General features: G+C 33.9%; 12 protein-coding genes. All 12 read right to left on the minus strand.

The window, feature by feature from the left end; translation table 11 throughout:
- Window positions 1-12 precede the first annotated feature (12 nt).
- Window positions 13-1,143 (minus strand): phosphonopyruvate decarboxylase, encoded by a 1,131-nt coding sequence (aepY, locus tag C8E03_RS09545; RefSeq protein WP_110290919.1) that lies wholly within the window; start codon window positions 1,141-1,143, stop codon window positions 13-15.
- Between the two features lie 20 nt (window positions 1,144-1,163).
- Window positions 1,164-2,465, minus strand: a complete 1,302-nt coding sequence (gene aepX, locus C8E03_RS22440) for a phosphoenolpyruvate mutase (protein ID WP_094378334.1) — start codon at window positions 2,463-2,465, stop codon at window positions 1,164-1,166.
- 18 nt (window positions 2,466-2,483) lie between these two features.
- The gene (locus tag C8E03_RS22445) at window positions 2,484-3,194 is read right to left on the minus strand and encodes a phosphocholine cytidylyltransferase family protein (protein WP_242993470.1); all 711 of its coding nucleotides are present in this window, start codon (window positions 3,192-3,194) and stop codon (window positions 2,484-2,486) included.
- 34 nt (window positions 3,195-3,228) lie between these two features.
- Window positions 3,229-5,028: a hypothetical protein gene (locus C8E03_RS09555; protein WP_110290920.1), complete on the minus strand. Its 1,800-nt coding sequence runs from the start codon at window positions 5,026-5,028 to the stop codon at window positions 3,229-3,231.
- Window positions 5,029-5,056: 28 nt separating this feature from the next.
- Window positions 5,057-6,286, minus strand: coding sequence for a CDP-glycerol glycerophosphotransferase family protein (locus C8E03_RS09560; protein WP_110290921.1), 1,230 nt, complete (start codon window positions 6,284-6,286; stop codon window positions 5,057-5,059).
- 25 nt (window positions 6,287-6,311) lie between these two features.
- Window positions 6,312-7,220 carry a class I SAM-dependent methyltransferase gene (locus tag C8E03_RS09565; RefSeq protein WP_110290922.1) on the minus strand — a complete coding sequence of 303 codons (909 nt, stop codon included), beginning with the start codon at window positions 7,218-7,220 and terminating at the stop codon, window positions 6,312-6,314.
- Between the two features lie 94 nt (window positions 7,221-7,314).
- Window positions 7,315-8,805 carry an N-acetylneuraminate synthase family protein gene (locus C8E03_RS09570; protein ID WP_110290923.1) on the minus strand — a complete coding sequence of 497 codons (1,491 nt, stop codon included), beginning with the start codon at window positions 8,803-8,805 and terminating at the stop codon, window positions 7,315-7,317.
- A 45-nt stretch (window positions 8,806-8,850) separates the two neighbouring features.
- A complete protein-coding gene (locus tag C8E03_RS09575; protein ID WP_110290924.1) occupies window positions 8,851-9,864 on the minus strand; it encodes an acylneuraminate cytidylyltransferase family protein in 1,014 nt (337 codons plus the stop codon).
- A 290-nt stretch (window positions 9,865-10,154) separates the two neighbouring features.
- Window positions 10,155-12,065: a 1,4-alpha-glucan branching protein GlgB gene (glgB, locus tag C8E03_RS09580; RefSeq protein ID WP_094378317.1), complete on the minus strand. Its 1,911-nt coding sequence runs from the start codon at window positions 12,063-12,065 to the stop codon at window positions 10,155-10,157.
- Window positions 12,066-12,082: 17 nt separating this feature from the next.
- The gene (locus C8E03_RS09585; protein ID WP_110290925.1) at window positions 12,083-13,441 is read right to left on the minus strand and encodes an alpha-amylase family glycosyl hydrolase; all 1,359 of its coding nucleotides are present in this window, start codon (window positions 13,439-13,441) and stop codon (window positions 12,083-12,085) included.
- A gap of 54 nt (window positions 13,442-13,495) precedes the next feature.
- The gene (locus tag C8E03_RS09590; protein WP_170122960.1) at window positions 13,496-14,074 is read right to left on the minus strand and encodes a TetR/AcrR family transcriptional regulator; all 579 of its coding nucleotides are present in this window, start codon (window positions 14,072-14,074) and stop codon (window positions 13,496-13,498) included.
- A 220-nt stretch (window positions 14,075-14,294) separates the two neighbouring features.
- A complete protein-coding gene (locus tag C8E03_RS09595; protein WP_110290927.1) occupies window positions 14,295-16,847 on the minus strand; it encodes a hypothetical protein in 2,553 nt (850 codons plus the stop codon).
- Between the last annotated feature and the right edge of the window lie 380 nt (window positions 16,848-17,227).

A 17,227-nucleotide genomic window follows, 5' to 3' on the forward strand; every position in this document is an offset into this window, starting at 1 on the left:
ATTGATCCCTCTTTATTCTTGAATGAATGTCATGATATTTTTCTTATTATCAATCGGCTTAATACTTGGTCTGGTAAGCTCTTTTCTTGATTCTGTATTCACGATTATTTCAATTAAAACCGGTCCTTCTTCGTTTTGTGCTTTTTTAACAGCTTCTTCTATTTCCTGTTCATTGAACGCTTTATAAACCGTCTTATAACCAAATGCCTTAACTGAATTTCCCCAATCTATGTCATAGGAAATAGTCGGCATACCTCCAACTGTCTCATGTGATCCGTTATTTATAAGAATATGAACAAAATTACGTGGCTTTCTGCTTCCAATCAAAGCTGCTGCACCAGTATGCATTATCATGGCGCCATCTCCGTCAATACAAACTACTTTTTTATTCGAATTTTCAGCAATTGCAAGACTTATCATAGATGCATGTCCCATGGATCCAACTGTTAAGAAGTCTTTTTCATGACTTTGATTCGTATTTTCTCTGTACTCAAATAATTCTCTTGAAGCTTTTCCAGTAGTGGAAACGACCAATGTATCTTTTTCAATGGAATCTACAATTACCTTAATCGCAGCTTCTCTGCTCAGCTTATTAAAGTTTTCATTTTTCATCTTGCCACAGGCTTCTAAGGAATCCTTTTCGACAACAAATGCAACACTTTGTCCTTTTGCTAAGACCTCTTTAAATTCATTATTCAAAGCATTTGTAATATCAGCAATCTCTGTTGTCTTCTTTATGATAAAATATTTGATATTTAGAAGTTCCAGTAATTCAAGCGTAATTTTACCTTGTTTCACATGTTGTGGCTCATCCTTTACTCCCGGCTGCCCTCTCCAGCCAATTAAATACATAACAGGAATCCCATATACTTCTGGGTCTGTTAAAGATGTAATCGGATTAACCGCATTTCCAAGCCCTGAATTTTGCATATATACCATTCCTATTTTGCCTGTTGCAATATGGTATCCTGCTGCCAATGCAACCGCATTTCCCTCATTGGGTGCAATCATGTGATTTTTACCAACTCCTAATGTATTTATAATGAAATCGCAGAATGCTTTTAGCTGAGAGTCCGGAACTCCTGTAAAGTAATCTATCTTATGTTCCAGCAATATGTTGTAAAACTCTTCCACACGAACCATTGTAATTCTCCCCCCTATTATTAATTTCCACCAGGTATTAAGGTTAAAATTTCTTTAATCGGCATACATTTTTTATCTGCTTCAAAACATCTTTCATTTTCCAAAATTAGTTTTGCTGTATCCATCATGGCAGGATAAGCACTTCTAATTAACTGATTTGCATAAATGACAATACTGACACCATGTTTTACAAATTCTTTCTCATATACCTGGTTAAAGGACGTAGGCACAACCACTAATGGTATATCATTCCCAAACTCTTGATATTTTTCACAAAATTCAAATATCTCATCTGGTGACTTTTCTCTGCTATGTATCATAATTCCATGAGCACCTGCTTTTATATAAGCCTTTGCTCTTTCGATTGCATCTTCCATTCCTTGTTTTAGGATAAGCGACTCGATTCTTGCAATGATCATAAATTCGGGAGTCTGAAGTGCTTGCCTTCCTGTTCTTATTTTTTCACAAAAATGCTCAATTGTATCTTGCGTCTGCTCAACATCGGTTCCAAATAACGAATTCTTCTTTAAGCCTATTTTATCTTCAATAATAATTGCAGATACGCCCATTCTTTCTAACGTCTTTATATTATAAGCAAAGTGTTCAATCAATCCACCTGTATCTCCGTCAAGAATAATTGGCTTAGTCGTAACCTCCATAATCTCATTTATCGTATTAATTCGAGAGGTCATATCCACTAGCTCTATATCCGGCTTTCCTTTCGCCGTACTATCTGTTAAGCTTGAAAGCCACATAGCATCAAAGCTTTCTATGCTTTCATCCTTTCCTACCTTTGCATTCTCTACAACCAGTGCACTAATGCCGTTATGTGCTTCCATAACTCTGACTATAGGTTTTAATTTTAAAATATTTCTTAATCTGGCTCTTCTAAGCTCCGGCATTGTTCCATCCTGGCTGATAATGGTGCTTAATTTGTCTACACTAATGCCTTTAGTATAGGGAATTTCAATAAGTTCTCCTCCCCATTGCTTTAAAGTCTTTATTACTCTTTCTCTTACCTTGCTTTGAATACTGTCAATCCAATCATCCCCATGTACAACATAATCCGGTTTTAATTGTAATAAATTTTCTACATAATCCACATTTTCTTGTGGTACAACATTTTCAACCCCTTTTATACTTGCTACAATTTTCTTTCTTGCTTCAAAATCAATAATTGGGTATCTTTTATAGCTTGCAACTGCTTCGTCTGTCAAAACACCAACCGTAAGTTTCCCTAATTCAGCTGCTTTATTAATTAAATTAATATGCCCTTGATGTAATATATCGGCGCTTATTGCAATATAAACTTTTTTATCCATGCTCTTCTCCTCTTGCACTTACAGCCTCTTAAGTCTGTCTTTTATTTTTATTAAATCTTCCTCATTATCTATCTCATTACATAATCTTCCATTTATATCTAATCCATTTATTTTTAATTGATCTGTAATCTCATTTAATGCAAACTCAGCATAAACATTTGTTATTTTGTTATTGCAAAATTTGGATATTTCTTGCTTCCACAATTTCCATTCTTCTTTGGTAAATTTATAAAGCGGCTGACTTGCGTAAGTATTCTCACCAAAAAACTCAATTCCTATTGACTCTACTAAATTTTTATTGAGCTTTGCTTTGAAGTCCTTTTCTGGCAATGGCAATGACTGATCGATTACTACTGCGCTACAAGGAGAGTGAATCATATCTATTAAGACCGATTGCTCAAAAACTAAATCACCATGCATTAATATCACTTCATCCTCTATATCTTCTATATAGTTAAGAGAGACAATATAATTGGTTGTTCTAAACTCTGGATTCATAACAAATTTAATATCACACTTATTACTGTATTTTTCTAAATGTTGCTTTAATAATTCCTCCATATATCCCGTAGAAATTATTATATCTGTAATTCCATTACGAATCAGCATATCAATTTGATATTCAATAATAGTTTGATTGTCTCTAATCTCAACCATGCATTTAGGATTATGTTCTGTATATTTTCCTAATCTGCTTCCAATTCCCGAATTTAATATTACTGCTTTCATCTGCTACTATCCTTTCCATTCAAAATGTACATCTTCACATAAACGTTGGAAAACTTAAGTCATATTTTTCTCTGACTATTTTTCTAAAAGCCTGTCCCTCTTTTGTATCGATTATATTTATTTTATGATTTTCCAGTCTATACACTTCTTCTACATCGGTTGCAGTGATGATATATATATAGTCTTTTGAGGTAAAACAATTAATTCCATCTATATAATCGGTATAACCCTTTTCCTGTGCAACTTCTCTTAATTTTTTGTAATGAATACGATAATATTGATATCTGACAATGTCATTATCTGTTATAACTAATTTTCCTGTTTTTAGCAGATTAATAAATATGGTATTAAAATCATATAAACTGACCAATTGTTCATTCCATTGTTTATCAATTCCCCATCCTTTAATAAAAAATGTAACTCCCACACTTCTTGCAATATTATTATAATACATAAAATAAGGCTTCTTTTCTTCCGAGTCATAAACTACTTGCGAGTGATCAGAAAATAATGACATTAAAATATCTTCACTGAAAAAAGTTCTGAAATATTCAAATTGATTATCAACATATCTTTTACATTCTTCCAATTGCCGTTCCACAAACTCACTTGTATCTTCAACTCCTACATCTACGAAACCACTTATCTTAGGTTCCTTTTCATGCATACCGCAAATCAAAGGAAAATGAAGCTCATATGGAAAATAAATAAAATTAAAGGTCTTATTCTTACTTTCTGCCATATGACAAGCTAAGGACCATAATTTTTCCGAAACATACACTTGTTTTATAAAATTAATCTCATCCGTGGGTCTTGCGATTGGATAGCCTTCTGAAATAAAGAAATTTATATCGTATCCTTGCTCTTTTGCAACTGATAGCAATCTGAATTCATCAAATTCACATAAGATATTATTGTCATATACATTACGCTCATATGGAAGTTTTTCCTGTACGACAGAAATCATACTTTCATAAGTAGTAACCCCTGTAGAACGTACTTTAGTAAATATGGCAGCGTTATCTAAATAACCTTTCAGCATTTTAGCCTGATACGAATTTTGAGTTTTTTCGAATACATCCATTGCTCTTAAAGAATCAACAAAATAAATGACTACATCATCTTTTTTATTTTGATTTTTTAATTTTATTTCTCTTACCAGCTCTTCCACGTCTTCTATCATTTTTTTTATCTTTAAGTAATCACTATACTGATTGCTCACATATTCTTTTGAAAATTTTAAACCATAATATAAATCCTTAATATTGAAATAGGCTGAGATTAATTCTTTTAATCTTTGTTCTTTTACATTTTTATCATTACTAAGCAGATAATCTTGCCTAATTCTATAGATACTTGTATAGGCACTGCTTTCTTCGTAAAATTTATGATAAACGGTAATACCTTTTTTTCTAAGTTCATCATAGATATCTACCACTTCACAATTTGGTGCATATTTTTTAATATCTTTTTTTATCGAATCTGCTTGAACCTTTGAGGATACAACAATTACCTCAATATCATTATTAACTATTTCATTAGGTGAGATAATAGGATAACCCATAAATTCTTTTCCCCATAAATCAGGTATAGAATCGATTAATGTAGATAATCCTTGCATATAGGTTGTGTATTTTTTAATGATTACAAATGCATGACTATTTTCTGAATTATTTCTACCTGCCCCCCATAATGCTGTTTTTCTATCCCCGCATTTCGTTTTGAATATATCCATTAACACATTATGTATTTTTACGCTATCGCTGCTTAATTGTATATTTAGTCCACAGGCATCTAATATATCTAGTAATCTTTTATCATATAGCTTTTGCATTTGTCATTCCCCCAACTAATTCTTTATACTAAATATTGTCTAATATTTTTTTTATTGCTCTATATAATCTCTCGCTTGAATTGCCATCAATATCTTCGAAATGATAGTTTCTTCTTATATGACGTTTATCTTTATATGTATCATTTTCAAATACCTGCTTGATACCACTCATCAACTCTGACATCGTTTTGACTTTAAGTTCCGGCATATATTCTTCATACTCAAAATAGCATTCTCTGGAATTACTTAAATATTCTTCATAATCAAACGGAAATGCCACTACCGGTCTATCAAGCATCATGTAATCCAGATAAATGGATGAATAGTCCACAATTAGCATATCTGCGAATTCTAAAATAGTTGCAGGGTCAACATTTGCATCAATATATCTAATATTAGAATACTTAATATCTGCAAACTCTTGTTTTAACTTAGACTTTATATGGAGCTTAGAAAATAACATGTAATTGTTTTCCATTAAAAATCGGTTGAATTGTTCCATATTCATAATCTTCAAAAATATATCTTCACTATCTCTAAAGGTTGGTGTATAGAAGATACATTTTTTATCTGCTTCTCGATAATGTTGCAGCTCACTTCGTATTTGCAATTCTGCCTCTGTATATAAATCCTTAAGTCCTTTGTTAAATAAAATATCATTTCTCGGATGCCCTACTACCAGCATATGAGAGGAATACGTTTTAAAGGCTGATTCCAGAATTTTAGCCATATTCTTAGAAGTAGCCAGTACATAGTGACTAGGCTTTTCGTCTGATATTCTTCTTAACGCAGTATGAAATCTCTCCCACTTATTTCTTGGATGCCTGTAATAATCAAACTTGTTATCCTGATTGATTTTCTTCGTAGCTGTTCCGTGCCAAAGATTTACTTTTGTAGCTCCTCCCGATAACCAAAATGAAATGTCTTTTGAATAATTATCGAATATATAAACTTTGCCTATGAGACAATAAAATATTCCTTTAAACGAATGATAATAATAAGCCTCCAATTTATTATCATTTAATAATTTCACTACATCTTTGTTATGCGTAATCCAAATTGGTCTTATCTCTTCCTTTTTATATTGATTCATATATAAATATGCATATTTAGGATTGTCTGCAAATCTTCTTCCAAAAGTGCTCCCAAACAACCATATTTTTTTACTTCTAGGTGTTATAAAAGATAACCAATAAATTGGTAGTAATATAATTTGTCCCCAATATTTAATTTTATCTATGATTTTTTTATATTGCATATTTATTATCCTTATCTTATTTATACTACGCTGATATGATAGCAAACAATGTATCCGTTTGCTTTGCTTTCTTTAAAGCGTTAACATAAGCTTCGTTTACTTCATCACCTAAGACTTTTTCATATAGCCCTTTTCCACCCGGTTTGCCGTGTTGTAACCATTGAAAATGATTAGAAATATCATATCTGTGAATAAAGTTAATCTCATATGAAATCAATCCACTATGATCAAAGATATATTTTAGCCCCTTTTCATTATAATTAAATATATGCGCCTTTTTATAATAAAAATCCATGAACTCTTTACACTCAAACGTTTTTACCAGTATGTCATCCACATTAGGCACTTCAATATAAATTTTTCCATTCTCCCTTAATAATTTCTTTAATCGCTTTAAAAAAATAATCGGATTCTCTATATGTTCTAATACATGAAATAAAAAAATCTTATCAAACTTTTTTTCAAAATCTTCAGGGTTCTTAGCTACTTTGATCTTTGGATTATCAATGACACGTTCTATATAGCTTCTGGCTTTGCTATCCCATTCTGTTCCATATACACCATTTACTTTTTCAGAAACTGCTGATAAAAAATATCCTACCGAACATCCAATTTCCAATATTTCATCTTTACAGTCTAGATCCTCTTCCACTCTTTTTACTCTGGTCTTGGCTTCCACTAAAAATCGATTAAATACTTTTGTTAATCTTTCATCTTCATAATAAGCCTCTGTGTGAACCTCTTCGCGAAATGAACCATCATAATACTCTTCAAGTTCTTCACTATTGGGAAGTGGGTACATAAAATGTGTATCGCAATTTCTACATCGATACATTTTACACCCTGAAATTTCGTCTGCATTTCTAATCTTTGTGTCTATATACTCTGTATTTTCTGCTCCACATAATGTACATCTTATAATAGCTTCGCTCATATAGCTTTAGCCTCCGTGCATTTTTATATTTTCATTTGTATTTAAAATAGAGTTCTTGAATGTATACGTATTAACACGTATTCTCAACATTGACCTACCATTTTTTCAGTATTGTCTTTCGCTCCATTGGATCCATCGAACTAATTCTAACGTCATCATAATAGGAATCACTCTTCACATGCGTAGTGGATACTTCTTCAAAAATTGCACCCGTTGTGGAAGTAAACGAATGCTTCTCCCCTCTTAAGACCGTTTGAATATCTCCCGGCTTCATATCAATTTCCTGTCCTTCAATTACTACATGCAAATCCCCATACAATAGCTGGAATGTTTCTTCTTTTACCTTATGTGCATGTGTAGGATGCTTTTGACCCGGCAATACAATAAGTAATTTCTTACAATATTCTCGATTAATAATACTGATAATAATTGCTCCTGTCTGCCTGAAATGCTGCATTCCATAATGATGTGACAATTCTACCTCGAAATCATTTCCAAGAGCAATTCCTGCCTCATACAGCATACCCTTTGCATCATGAACCACACTTCTTGCAAGCTTTGTTGGAGTTATTTTTCTTGTTTCATGAAGCTCAGAATTCATGGCATAATCTTTTCTTGCTACTACGCCTTCATAGAATTCACCGCTGTTCATCTGTTTATTATTGCAAGGCATGGCAAAGAATACATCATCTCTCGTTATTATTTCGCCTACGTTAATGTCTCTCTTACAATAAACACCTCTCATTAATGAGTTGAGAGAATCAATTTCTGCCTGACTAACATATTTGTCATTTTGCTTTTTTGTGGTACAAATAACCTTTGCTTTCAAAGCTGCTTCTACCCACTTTTCTGCCTGAGATGGATTCATTGAGTAAGCATTTAACTTAATTGTTTGCGTTGGAAGTCCCACATGACGCTCTAATATTTTCGCTCCTTTTGCAATAGCAAGCATCGTCACGGTATTGTCATCGGGATCTTCATGACCAGAATAACCAATTGTAACATCCCGAAATCTTTTGTTCATTCGGTCAATAAAATCTAGCTGCAAATGCTCAAGCGGCGCAGGATACTCGGCAATACAATGTAAGAATGCAAATTCGCATTTTCTATGTGTAAAATAATTATAGATTTTGTCAATATCTGATAAGGATTTTCCTCCTGTTGAAATAATTAATGGCTTTCCTGTTGTTGCCGCCTTCTCAAGCAGCGGCCAGTCAAGTGAACTGCAACTTGCTATTTTTATAATATCAATACCCTGATCCATACACCAGTCAATTCCATCCTCATCAAATGGTGTACTCATAGTAACCATACCTTCTTCTCTGACCGCCTCTACAAGCTGTGTAAATTGCTCGTAATTTAACCTGGTACTCATAAATCTCGGTATATGATTTACATCTGTTCTATCCTTATAATCAGGATGTATAAAAGTCTCCAGATTTCTGTACTGAAGCTTTACTGCTGCCCTAATATTATTTTTTCTGGAAATCTTACCCATTTCCTTAATAATATCAATTCCATGCTCTACGCTTCCTTGATGGCTGTTAGCCATCTCGAATATAAATAAATCATCAAAAATACTCATCACTAATCCTCCGTATGCCCTTTTATACTTTTTCTTATTCTATATTTATTTTACAAACATTTGGTATAAGCTTTCCATACTAAGCATTTTGTCGTCCACATAATAATCAGCATTTGGCTTTCCAAATTTAAGCTCATGATACTGAACGCCCCAGCGCTTCATCTGCTCTTTTGTAATTTCACTCCAGTCCTTACCTGTTACATATCCTCTTGCTGTAAACAGTACAATTTTATTTCCATAATCATATAATTGATTCATAATTTCAATCATTGGCTCATTTGGCTCTGACAAGGCATAATCCAAGTTCTTTTGAAGTTTCGCAACGACGCCGTCAATATCAAAAACAAACGTTTTATTTCCTGATGTGATTTTTAAATATTCCTCTGCCTTTCGAAATTCTTCTTCCGTGTCAATATCAAAATTTTCTTCCATTTCATAACCTACAATTTTGTCCCCAGACATTGAATGATTCTTTGTAATGACATCCGTACGAATTACATCAATGCAGGCATTTTGATAAAAAACATCAGGCAACTGCTGCCGTGGCATATTATAACACTCTTTGATCTCTTTCATAATTGGGCTTAAGCTGCCATCCTTAAGCTTATGCCACATCTTATAGGAAATTTCCTTTGCAGGCGCAATACATCGCATAGAATCAATCGTTTTGTCTCCCAACATCCTCGTAATCATATTATCAATGTCTTGTACCTTCCGAATTGGATAGGTTGGTCTTAGCTGCACAACCAAATCCGGAATATATCCTTCTTTCTCTTCTAAAAAAGAAAGAGCATGTTCAAACACTTCCAAATCTAGGGAGGTATCCAATGCATACTCTGCTGGTCTGATAAACGGCGTTTCTGCTCCATATTCTCTGGCAATCTTTGCATATACTTCACTATCTGTGCTGACAATGACTCTATCAATCAGTTTGGATGCTTTTGCATGCTCTATGGAATAGGCAATCATAGGTTTTCCGTTTATTTCTCTTATATTTTTATTTTTAACGCTTTTTGAACCACTTCTGGCAGGTATTATAGCAAGTACTTTACTCATCATTGCCCCTCACTTCTTGTTTACTATGCTTCTCTTCCATAAGGATTAAAATTACATCATTTAAGTTTTTATTGTTTTCTTACGCTACAAACTTAATCAAATTATACTACACTTCGTCATAATGTTATATGTCTTTTATGTATTTCGGCATGTTTTTATAATAATTTAATATTTACGACAATATTCTTCTATGCGAATTTTTATATGATAAAAAACATCACAAAAAAAATGGTTTGTATACTCAAAACCATTTTTAGAGTGGCAAAATTCTATTGCTTGTATTTTTACATTATTTACAATAAAAAAATAACTGCACTGTACGGTTTCATCGAAAATGTCACCGAATATTCTCTTCCATCACATTCTTTTTTCTCTGCCTTATATGTTTTTGTCACTTTCTCCTGTGAGCCGCCAAAGCGCTTTTCATCACTGTTTAACAGAAGCTTTGGATTTTTCTTAAATGGTAATCCGACTCTGTAATCTTTCCATTCAACCGGAGTAAAATTACATACAAACAATAAATGATTCTTACTTGTTTCGGACCATCTGATAAAGCTGAATATGCTTCTATCACAATCATTTGCATTAACCCATTCAAAGCCGCCAGGCTGTGTATCTCTTTCATACATAGCCGGATATTTTAAATATAGCTTTTGAAGCTCCGAAACAAATAGCTTTAACTGCTGATGAGGCTCCTCTTTTAACAATTGCCAGTCCAGTGCTCTCTTTTCACTCCACTCCTGCACTTGACCAAATTCCTGGCCCATAAATAAAAGCTTCTTACCCGGATGTCCCATCATATAGGTATATGCAGTTCTTACATTCGCAAACTTTTCATAATATTCCCCAGGCATCTTACTGAGTACAGAACACTTTAGATGAACTACTTCATCATGAGACAGCACCAGTATGTAATTTTCACAATATGCATAGGTCATTGCAAATGTCATTAAGCCGTGTGCCCCCTTTTTAAAAAGGGGATCAAGCTTTACATATTCTAAAAAGTCGTTCATCCACCCCATATTCCATTTAAAGGTAAAGCCAAGACCATCCTCTTGCGTTCCCCCTGTTACCTTAGGCCATGCGGTCGATTCTTCTGCAATCATCATCGTTCCATGATTTCTCCCAAGTACAACAGAATTCAAATGTTTAAAGAACTCAATCGCTTCCAGATTCTTATTTCCACCAAGCTTGTTTGGAATCCATTCCCCTGCGTTTTTACCATAGTCCAAGTAGAGCATGGAGGCTACTGCATCAACTCGAAGTCCATCAATATGATACTGCTCAATCCAAAAAAGCGCATTGGCAATCAGAAAATTACTCACTTCATGCTTTCCAAAATCAAATATCTTTGTTCCCCAGTCGGGATGTTCTCCTTTTCTTGCATCTGCATATTCAAAAAGAGCCTCTCCGTCAAAATTGGCCAAACCATGTGCATCCTTTGGAAAATGAGCGGGAACCCAATCAAGAATAACGCCAATTTTATTTTTATGAAAATAGTTAATCATATACATAAAATCAGCCGGCGTTCCATATCTGGAAGTAGGTGCATAGTAACCTGTTACCTGATAGCCCCATGAACCATCGTATGGATGCTCTGCGATACCCATAAGCTCCACATGAGTATATCCCATTTCCTTAATGTAATCGGTCAGCTCATGAGCCAGCTCCTTATAATTATAAAAGCCATCCTCATCCTCTTTCCTTTGATGCTTTTTCCATGAGCCAAGATGAACCTCATAGATAACCAATGGTTCCTTTTTCATATCCTTTTCTTCGCGCTTTTTTATCCATTCCTTATCCTGCCAGCTAAAACAATTTATATTTGCAATAATTGAAGCATTATCAGGACGAAGCTGCGCATAATTTGCAAAAGGATCTGCCTTATACAGTTGTTCACCGGCATTTGTTGTAATTAAGAATTTATACATTTGTCCTTCCTGAGCTTCTTTTACAAAAGTCTCAAAAAATCCAATAGGTTCTAGTCTTTGCATTTCATTTAATGATTCATCCCATCCATTAAATTCTCCCACCACACTAACACTCTTAGCATGTGGTGCCCACACAGCAAAATAAACCCCTTTTATTCCATTTATCACCGCCTCGTGAGCTCCAAGCTTTTTGTAAATTTCGTAATGTGTACCTTCGCCAAAATAATATTGATCTAATTCGCCCAATCGAATATCTGTATTTTCTTCTCCCATAATATCGCTCCTTTTGGCTAATTTATTTTTATTATAATTGCACTATTTCCCTTTATACTAATTCGCAACTGATTATTTTGAATCTCCACAGTCTCCATCGTAATGACATTCTTGGCAGCCAACTTCTCAAAATCAAACGAAAGCGGTACGTAAACGGTACTTTCATTATCATCATTGTTTACTATTGTAATCATCGCAGCCTCATTTGTATATCTTGCAAAAGCGTACTGTCTGTTTGTCAGCACAAGTTCCTTATATCTGCCATTTAAAATTGTCTGATTCTCTCTCTTTATCTTACCCAAAATACAAATAAATTCTGTAAGCTTTGGATTATTATTTGTAACCAACAAATCCTCTATCTTTATAGCAGGACGTAAACGATCATCACTGTTATTTTCCTTCCTGCCCTCAATTCCCCACTCCGAGCCATAATAAATGGATGGGATTCCCAAAAGCGTATAAAGTAAAGCATAGATCGGAATTAAATGTGCTTTATTACTCACCTTACTTGCAATACGATCCACATCATGATTATCCACAAAGGAATACAAAATAGCATTTTTACACAAGCCATCCTTTTCATCAAATAATCTTCGAATCGTATGTGCGATTTCAAAATAATTATGGTCATTATGTCCTGAGTATAATCCCTTATGAAGCTCATAATTTGTAACCGAATGAAGCTGCTCCTCATTAACCCATCTGCTGTAATCCCCATGAATCACCTCACCCATCAGCCAGAAATCTTCCTTTTCCAACTGAGTTATCTCTCTCATCTGCTTCATAAAATCATAAGTAAGACAATCCGCACAATCAAGTCTGATACCATCAATATCAAATTCCCGAATCCAAAAGCGAATCACTTCCAGCAAATAATTTGTTACCTCCGTATTATAAAGATTCAAATTAGCTAATTCATAGCATCCTCTCCATGCTGAATAAGAAAAACTATCTCCATAAGGAGAAGAAGCATTAAAGTTAACATCTCTATACCAGTCCTTATATTTTGATGCCTCTTTTCTTTCTCTTAAATCCCTGAAGGCAAAAAAATCACGGCCTGTATGATTGAAAACACCATCCACTACTACCTTAATCCCCACAGCATGACACTGTCTCACATACTCTTTAAAATCCTGATTATCCCCAATCCTTTTGTCTACAAGCTTATAATCCCTTGTATCATAGCCATGTGTGTTAGATTCAAACAATGGTCCAATATAGATTGCACTGACACTTAATTCCTGCAAATGAGGAAGCCATTTTAATAGCTCCTCAACTCTATGTTCTGCTATCATTTCTTTATTTTCCTTATCAACACCCAAAAGACCAAATGGGTAAATATGATAAAAAATCGCCTCGTTATACCATTTATTCATTTTAAGCTCCTATTCGTATACCTTTCGGTATAGTTCAACATTGATTATCTGAATTCAGGAATAAATTCCATGCATAAATTGATGCACCATTGTAAATATCTGATCATTCGTTACAATAATCTCTTCACCCTGACTTGTTTCAGATAAAAATAAGATATAATAGTTAATCGTTCCAATAAATCCCATAGCAAATTTTTGCTGTCTTCCGTTCATATTTCCAAGCTCATTAGCAGCATTTTCAAATATAGAAAGAATCATTTGATATAAATCACTCATATAAGGCTCCATCTCCTTATGAGCTTCATTCTCCTTTGCATAATAAGACAACGCAAGCATTAAAAAATAAAATTTTCGATGTTTGATTGCAAATTCTGTAAATGCAGCAGCTGTTTTATATAAGGTCATTGGAAGATCCTTATCATAATAGCTTGCATCCTTTAATAAATCAATCATCTCCGTCCCATATCGCTTTAGCACTTCCTTCAATAGACCTATTTTACTCCCAAAATAATAATACAGCGTAGGCTTGGTAATTCCTGCAACATCTGCAATCTCCTGTACACCCACGCTGTCATATCCTTTTGTATAAAATAACTCCAATGCATTCTGTAGTATGGTTTCTCTCGTATCCAAACACTCACCACCCATGAATTCGTTATATCTATTATTTTACCAATCGGTATATAAAAAGTCAATCAAAACGTAATATGCCCACACTATTTGCTTATCAAACAGTGTGAGCACATCTTCTTCTATTTAAATATAATTGCTTCTATCATTATTATATGCTTAATACATCACTTGGTCGAACGCATCTGTTGATTCCTTTATTTTATTCCTATTTATACTAATTTTAACCAATACTTTCAAAATCACACTCCTGTAAAATAACCCTCTTGTCTTCATCATATCTTCGTTTCATTACTATGTCTTTTAACTTTTTCACCGTTTTCTTATTCGAATGTGCAATCGCAGTATCAATAATACCTTTTACCTGCTCAATTGTAATAGGTTTATCATCTGTTTGAATATTTCCAAGACATGTATATAAAGCTAGTATTGCCATATCATCAATAGAGTACATTAACATTTTGGCGTAATCTTTTCCAAATTCAACCAATTCATCGTTATTATAATCAGGAAGCTCAATTTTAGCACTAAACTGATTTTCGAAATCTTTGTCTTTGTTTAATACAGCCTCAATTCCTGCTTTTGCATCCTCTAATATCAACAGAATCTCTTCATTACATTCTCTAAGAGTTTCCATTAAATTTTTAATAGTCTTTTCTGTTAAGCTTCCTGCTTTTTCAATTATTAATACGCCGCCTTCCATTTTTTCAGACAACATTTTAATGTCCTTTGTATTTAGGGAGTTGGCTGAAATTTTGGCAACTTTCGCACTTTTTTTATGCTGTGCCATCTGAACCGCTTTTGCAATCGCCATTGCTAGGGTTGTTTTTCCTGTCTGTTCCTCTCCTATGACAGCAATATAACCAACGTCAAATGGTTGTTTGCTGCTGCTTGCTTTATTAATCGGATTAAAAATATTGCATAAGGCCTTTTCCACACCACGAACGGATAAAAACGCTGCAAAAATCCCCTGCTGTTCCTTTGTCAGCCCCTCTTTATTCTCAGGCTCCTTATGTTCGCTTCTCTCTTCTTTGTATTCCTCTGGTGTACTATCTAGTTCATCTGCAATGATAGCCTCTATATCAGTTTGTAAATTTGCTGTTATTTTGTCTTCAGTTGATTCAACTACACGATCCTCTTCTTGCACTTCCTGAATCATAAGCTCAGGATCTGTTGGTTCAGATTTTTCTATCTCATTTGAATTTTCCTCTTCTATATCATGATTGGCTTCAATTGTATGAATAGCAGCTTCACTGACTTTCTCTAATTCAAGATCAGTAAACTTATCTTCTGTATCTTCTTCACCTGCAATGATATTCTCCAACGCCTCAAGCTCGTTTGAAATGTCAACTGAAACTTCCTTTTTATCTTCAAAATTCTCTGCATTCTCATTTATTTGATTTAAAGCATCTCCCTCTAAGGATGCAGCTATCTGTGAAAAAGCCTCATCATCTTCAAGAAAACTTGCCTTTAAAGCGTCTGCAATTTCCTGTCCATTGGCTTTCATTTCATCCTCTGATATAATCAAGGACAGCTTTGACATAATGTGCTCAGCTTTTTGAAGTGCATTACCTTTTATATCATTTAATCTTTTTAATTCTGCTTCCTTAATTGCTACTTCGGCTGCCGATTTCATCTTTTCCCACTCATTCAAGACATCCTCAATTCTCATCTGACCGGTAATTTGCTTTTCTAAAATATTAGCTTCGGGCATATATAAACTTATTTGACCGTCATTCTCTTCGGCAAGAACCTTTTCATAATTAATCTTATCTTGTATAGACTCACTAACCATTTCCATCTGAGCTGGAACTTCTACTTGAATTGACCCCGATATAATTTCGTTTTTATCAAGCTCCTCATCAAAGTTGATATCAAGTATTTGACTATCCTCAACCATCCTTCTTATGTTTTCCATTGTCGAATCAACAGCTTCTTTTTCTGTTGCACTCATAATTTGTTCCATACTTTTAGCCAATTCAGCCTGCAGATTAATGGTATCATATTTTCCCAAGTTAACTGGTTTAATCTGAATATCATTTGCATCTACCGCATCCGAAAACATATCCTCTGTTATAAGCTCTACCTTAGACGAATCTGCTATACCTCTTAATTCTTCCTCCTCGCCATCTTCATCTAAATATTCATGAATTTCTTCCTTAGCATCATATCGATGGTCATACTTTTCCTGTTGCTCAAGTGATAGTGGTTTGTATAACATTTTAAGTTCCATTGCTTTTTCTACAAACTTACCTTCACTAAACCATAAGATAATTTCATCGCATTCTTCAACACATTTGGATCCCATGCCAGCCTCATGATACAGATGAGCCAGCTCATATGCCCATTCTTCATGATATTCTCTCTCTTTAAATGTCTCCATGATAGGAATTAATTCCTCAGGCTTGGTTCCTTTCGCCTTATATATTTTATACTTTAGTATATCAGCAGCGATATCTTCGGGAGACAAATGTACAAATTCTCTATAATAGTCAATGGCTTCGTCATAGTCTTCCATTTTAATTGCCAGTTCGGCAAGCTTATATACCATCATCCTGCCAATTGGCGAGCGATCATACGCCATTAACAATAATTCATGGCTTTCTTCATATTTTCCATTCTTTTCATAAATATCACTTACCGTACATAACATAGAAACATTTTTAACTCTTCTCCAATCAATTGTATCTGCCAGCTTCATAGCAGCAGCAAAATTTTCCTCATTTACAAGTTTTCTAATTTGATCGGCCTTTATTCTATATTCATACTTGTCCATTGCTAATTCACCTCTGTCATTGCCTGCACAATGTAGTTTACAATCTCGTTTATAACTATTAATTAGTGTATCATATGGGTTTTATCTTGTCAAAATAAAGCCTAAAATATCCACAAATCTTAAGATATAAATACAAAATTAACTATATTCTGGGAATTATTTGCATATTTGGACTTTGGTCATCAATTTTACCTATTGAAGGACCCATTACAATGTAAAAAAAAGAGAGTATATGTGTTTTACATATTCTCTCTTTTTCATTATTTAATTATAATTTTATTAATTGTATATTGTATAAATCGGAGGCTTCTTATGTGATATTTATCTGTGTACTCAACTATTTATCGATTTCCCTTTTCATCTATATAACGATAGCAACC

Source organism: Lachnotalea glycerini (assembly GCF_003201285.1).
GTDB lineage: Bacteria > Bacillota > Clostridia > Lachnospirales > Lachnospiraceae > Lachnotalea > Lachnotalea glycerini.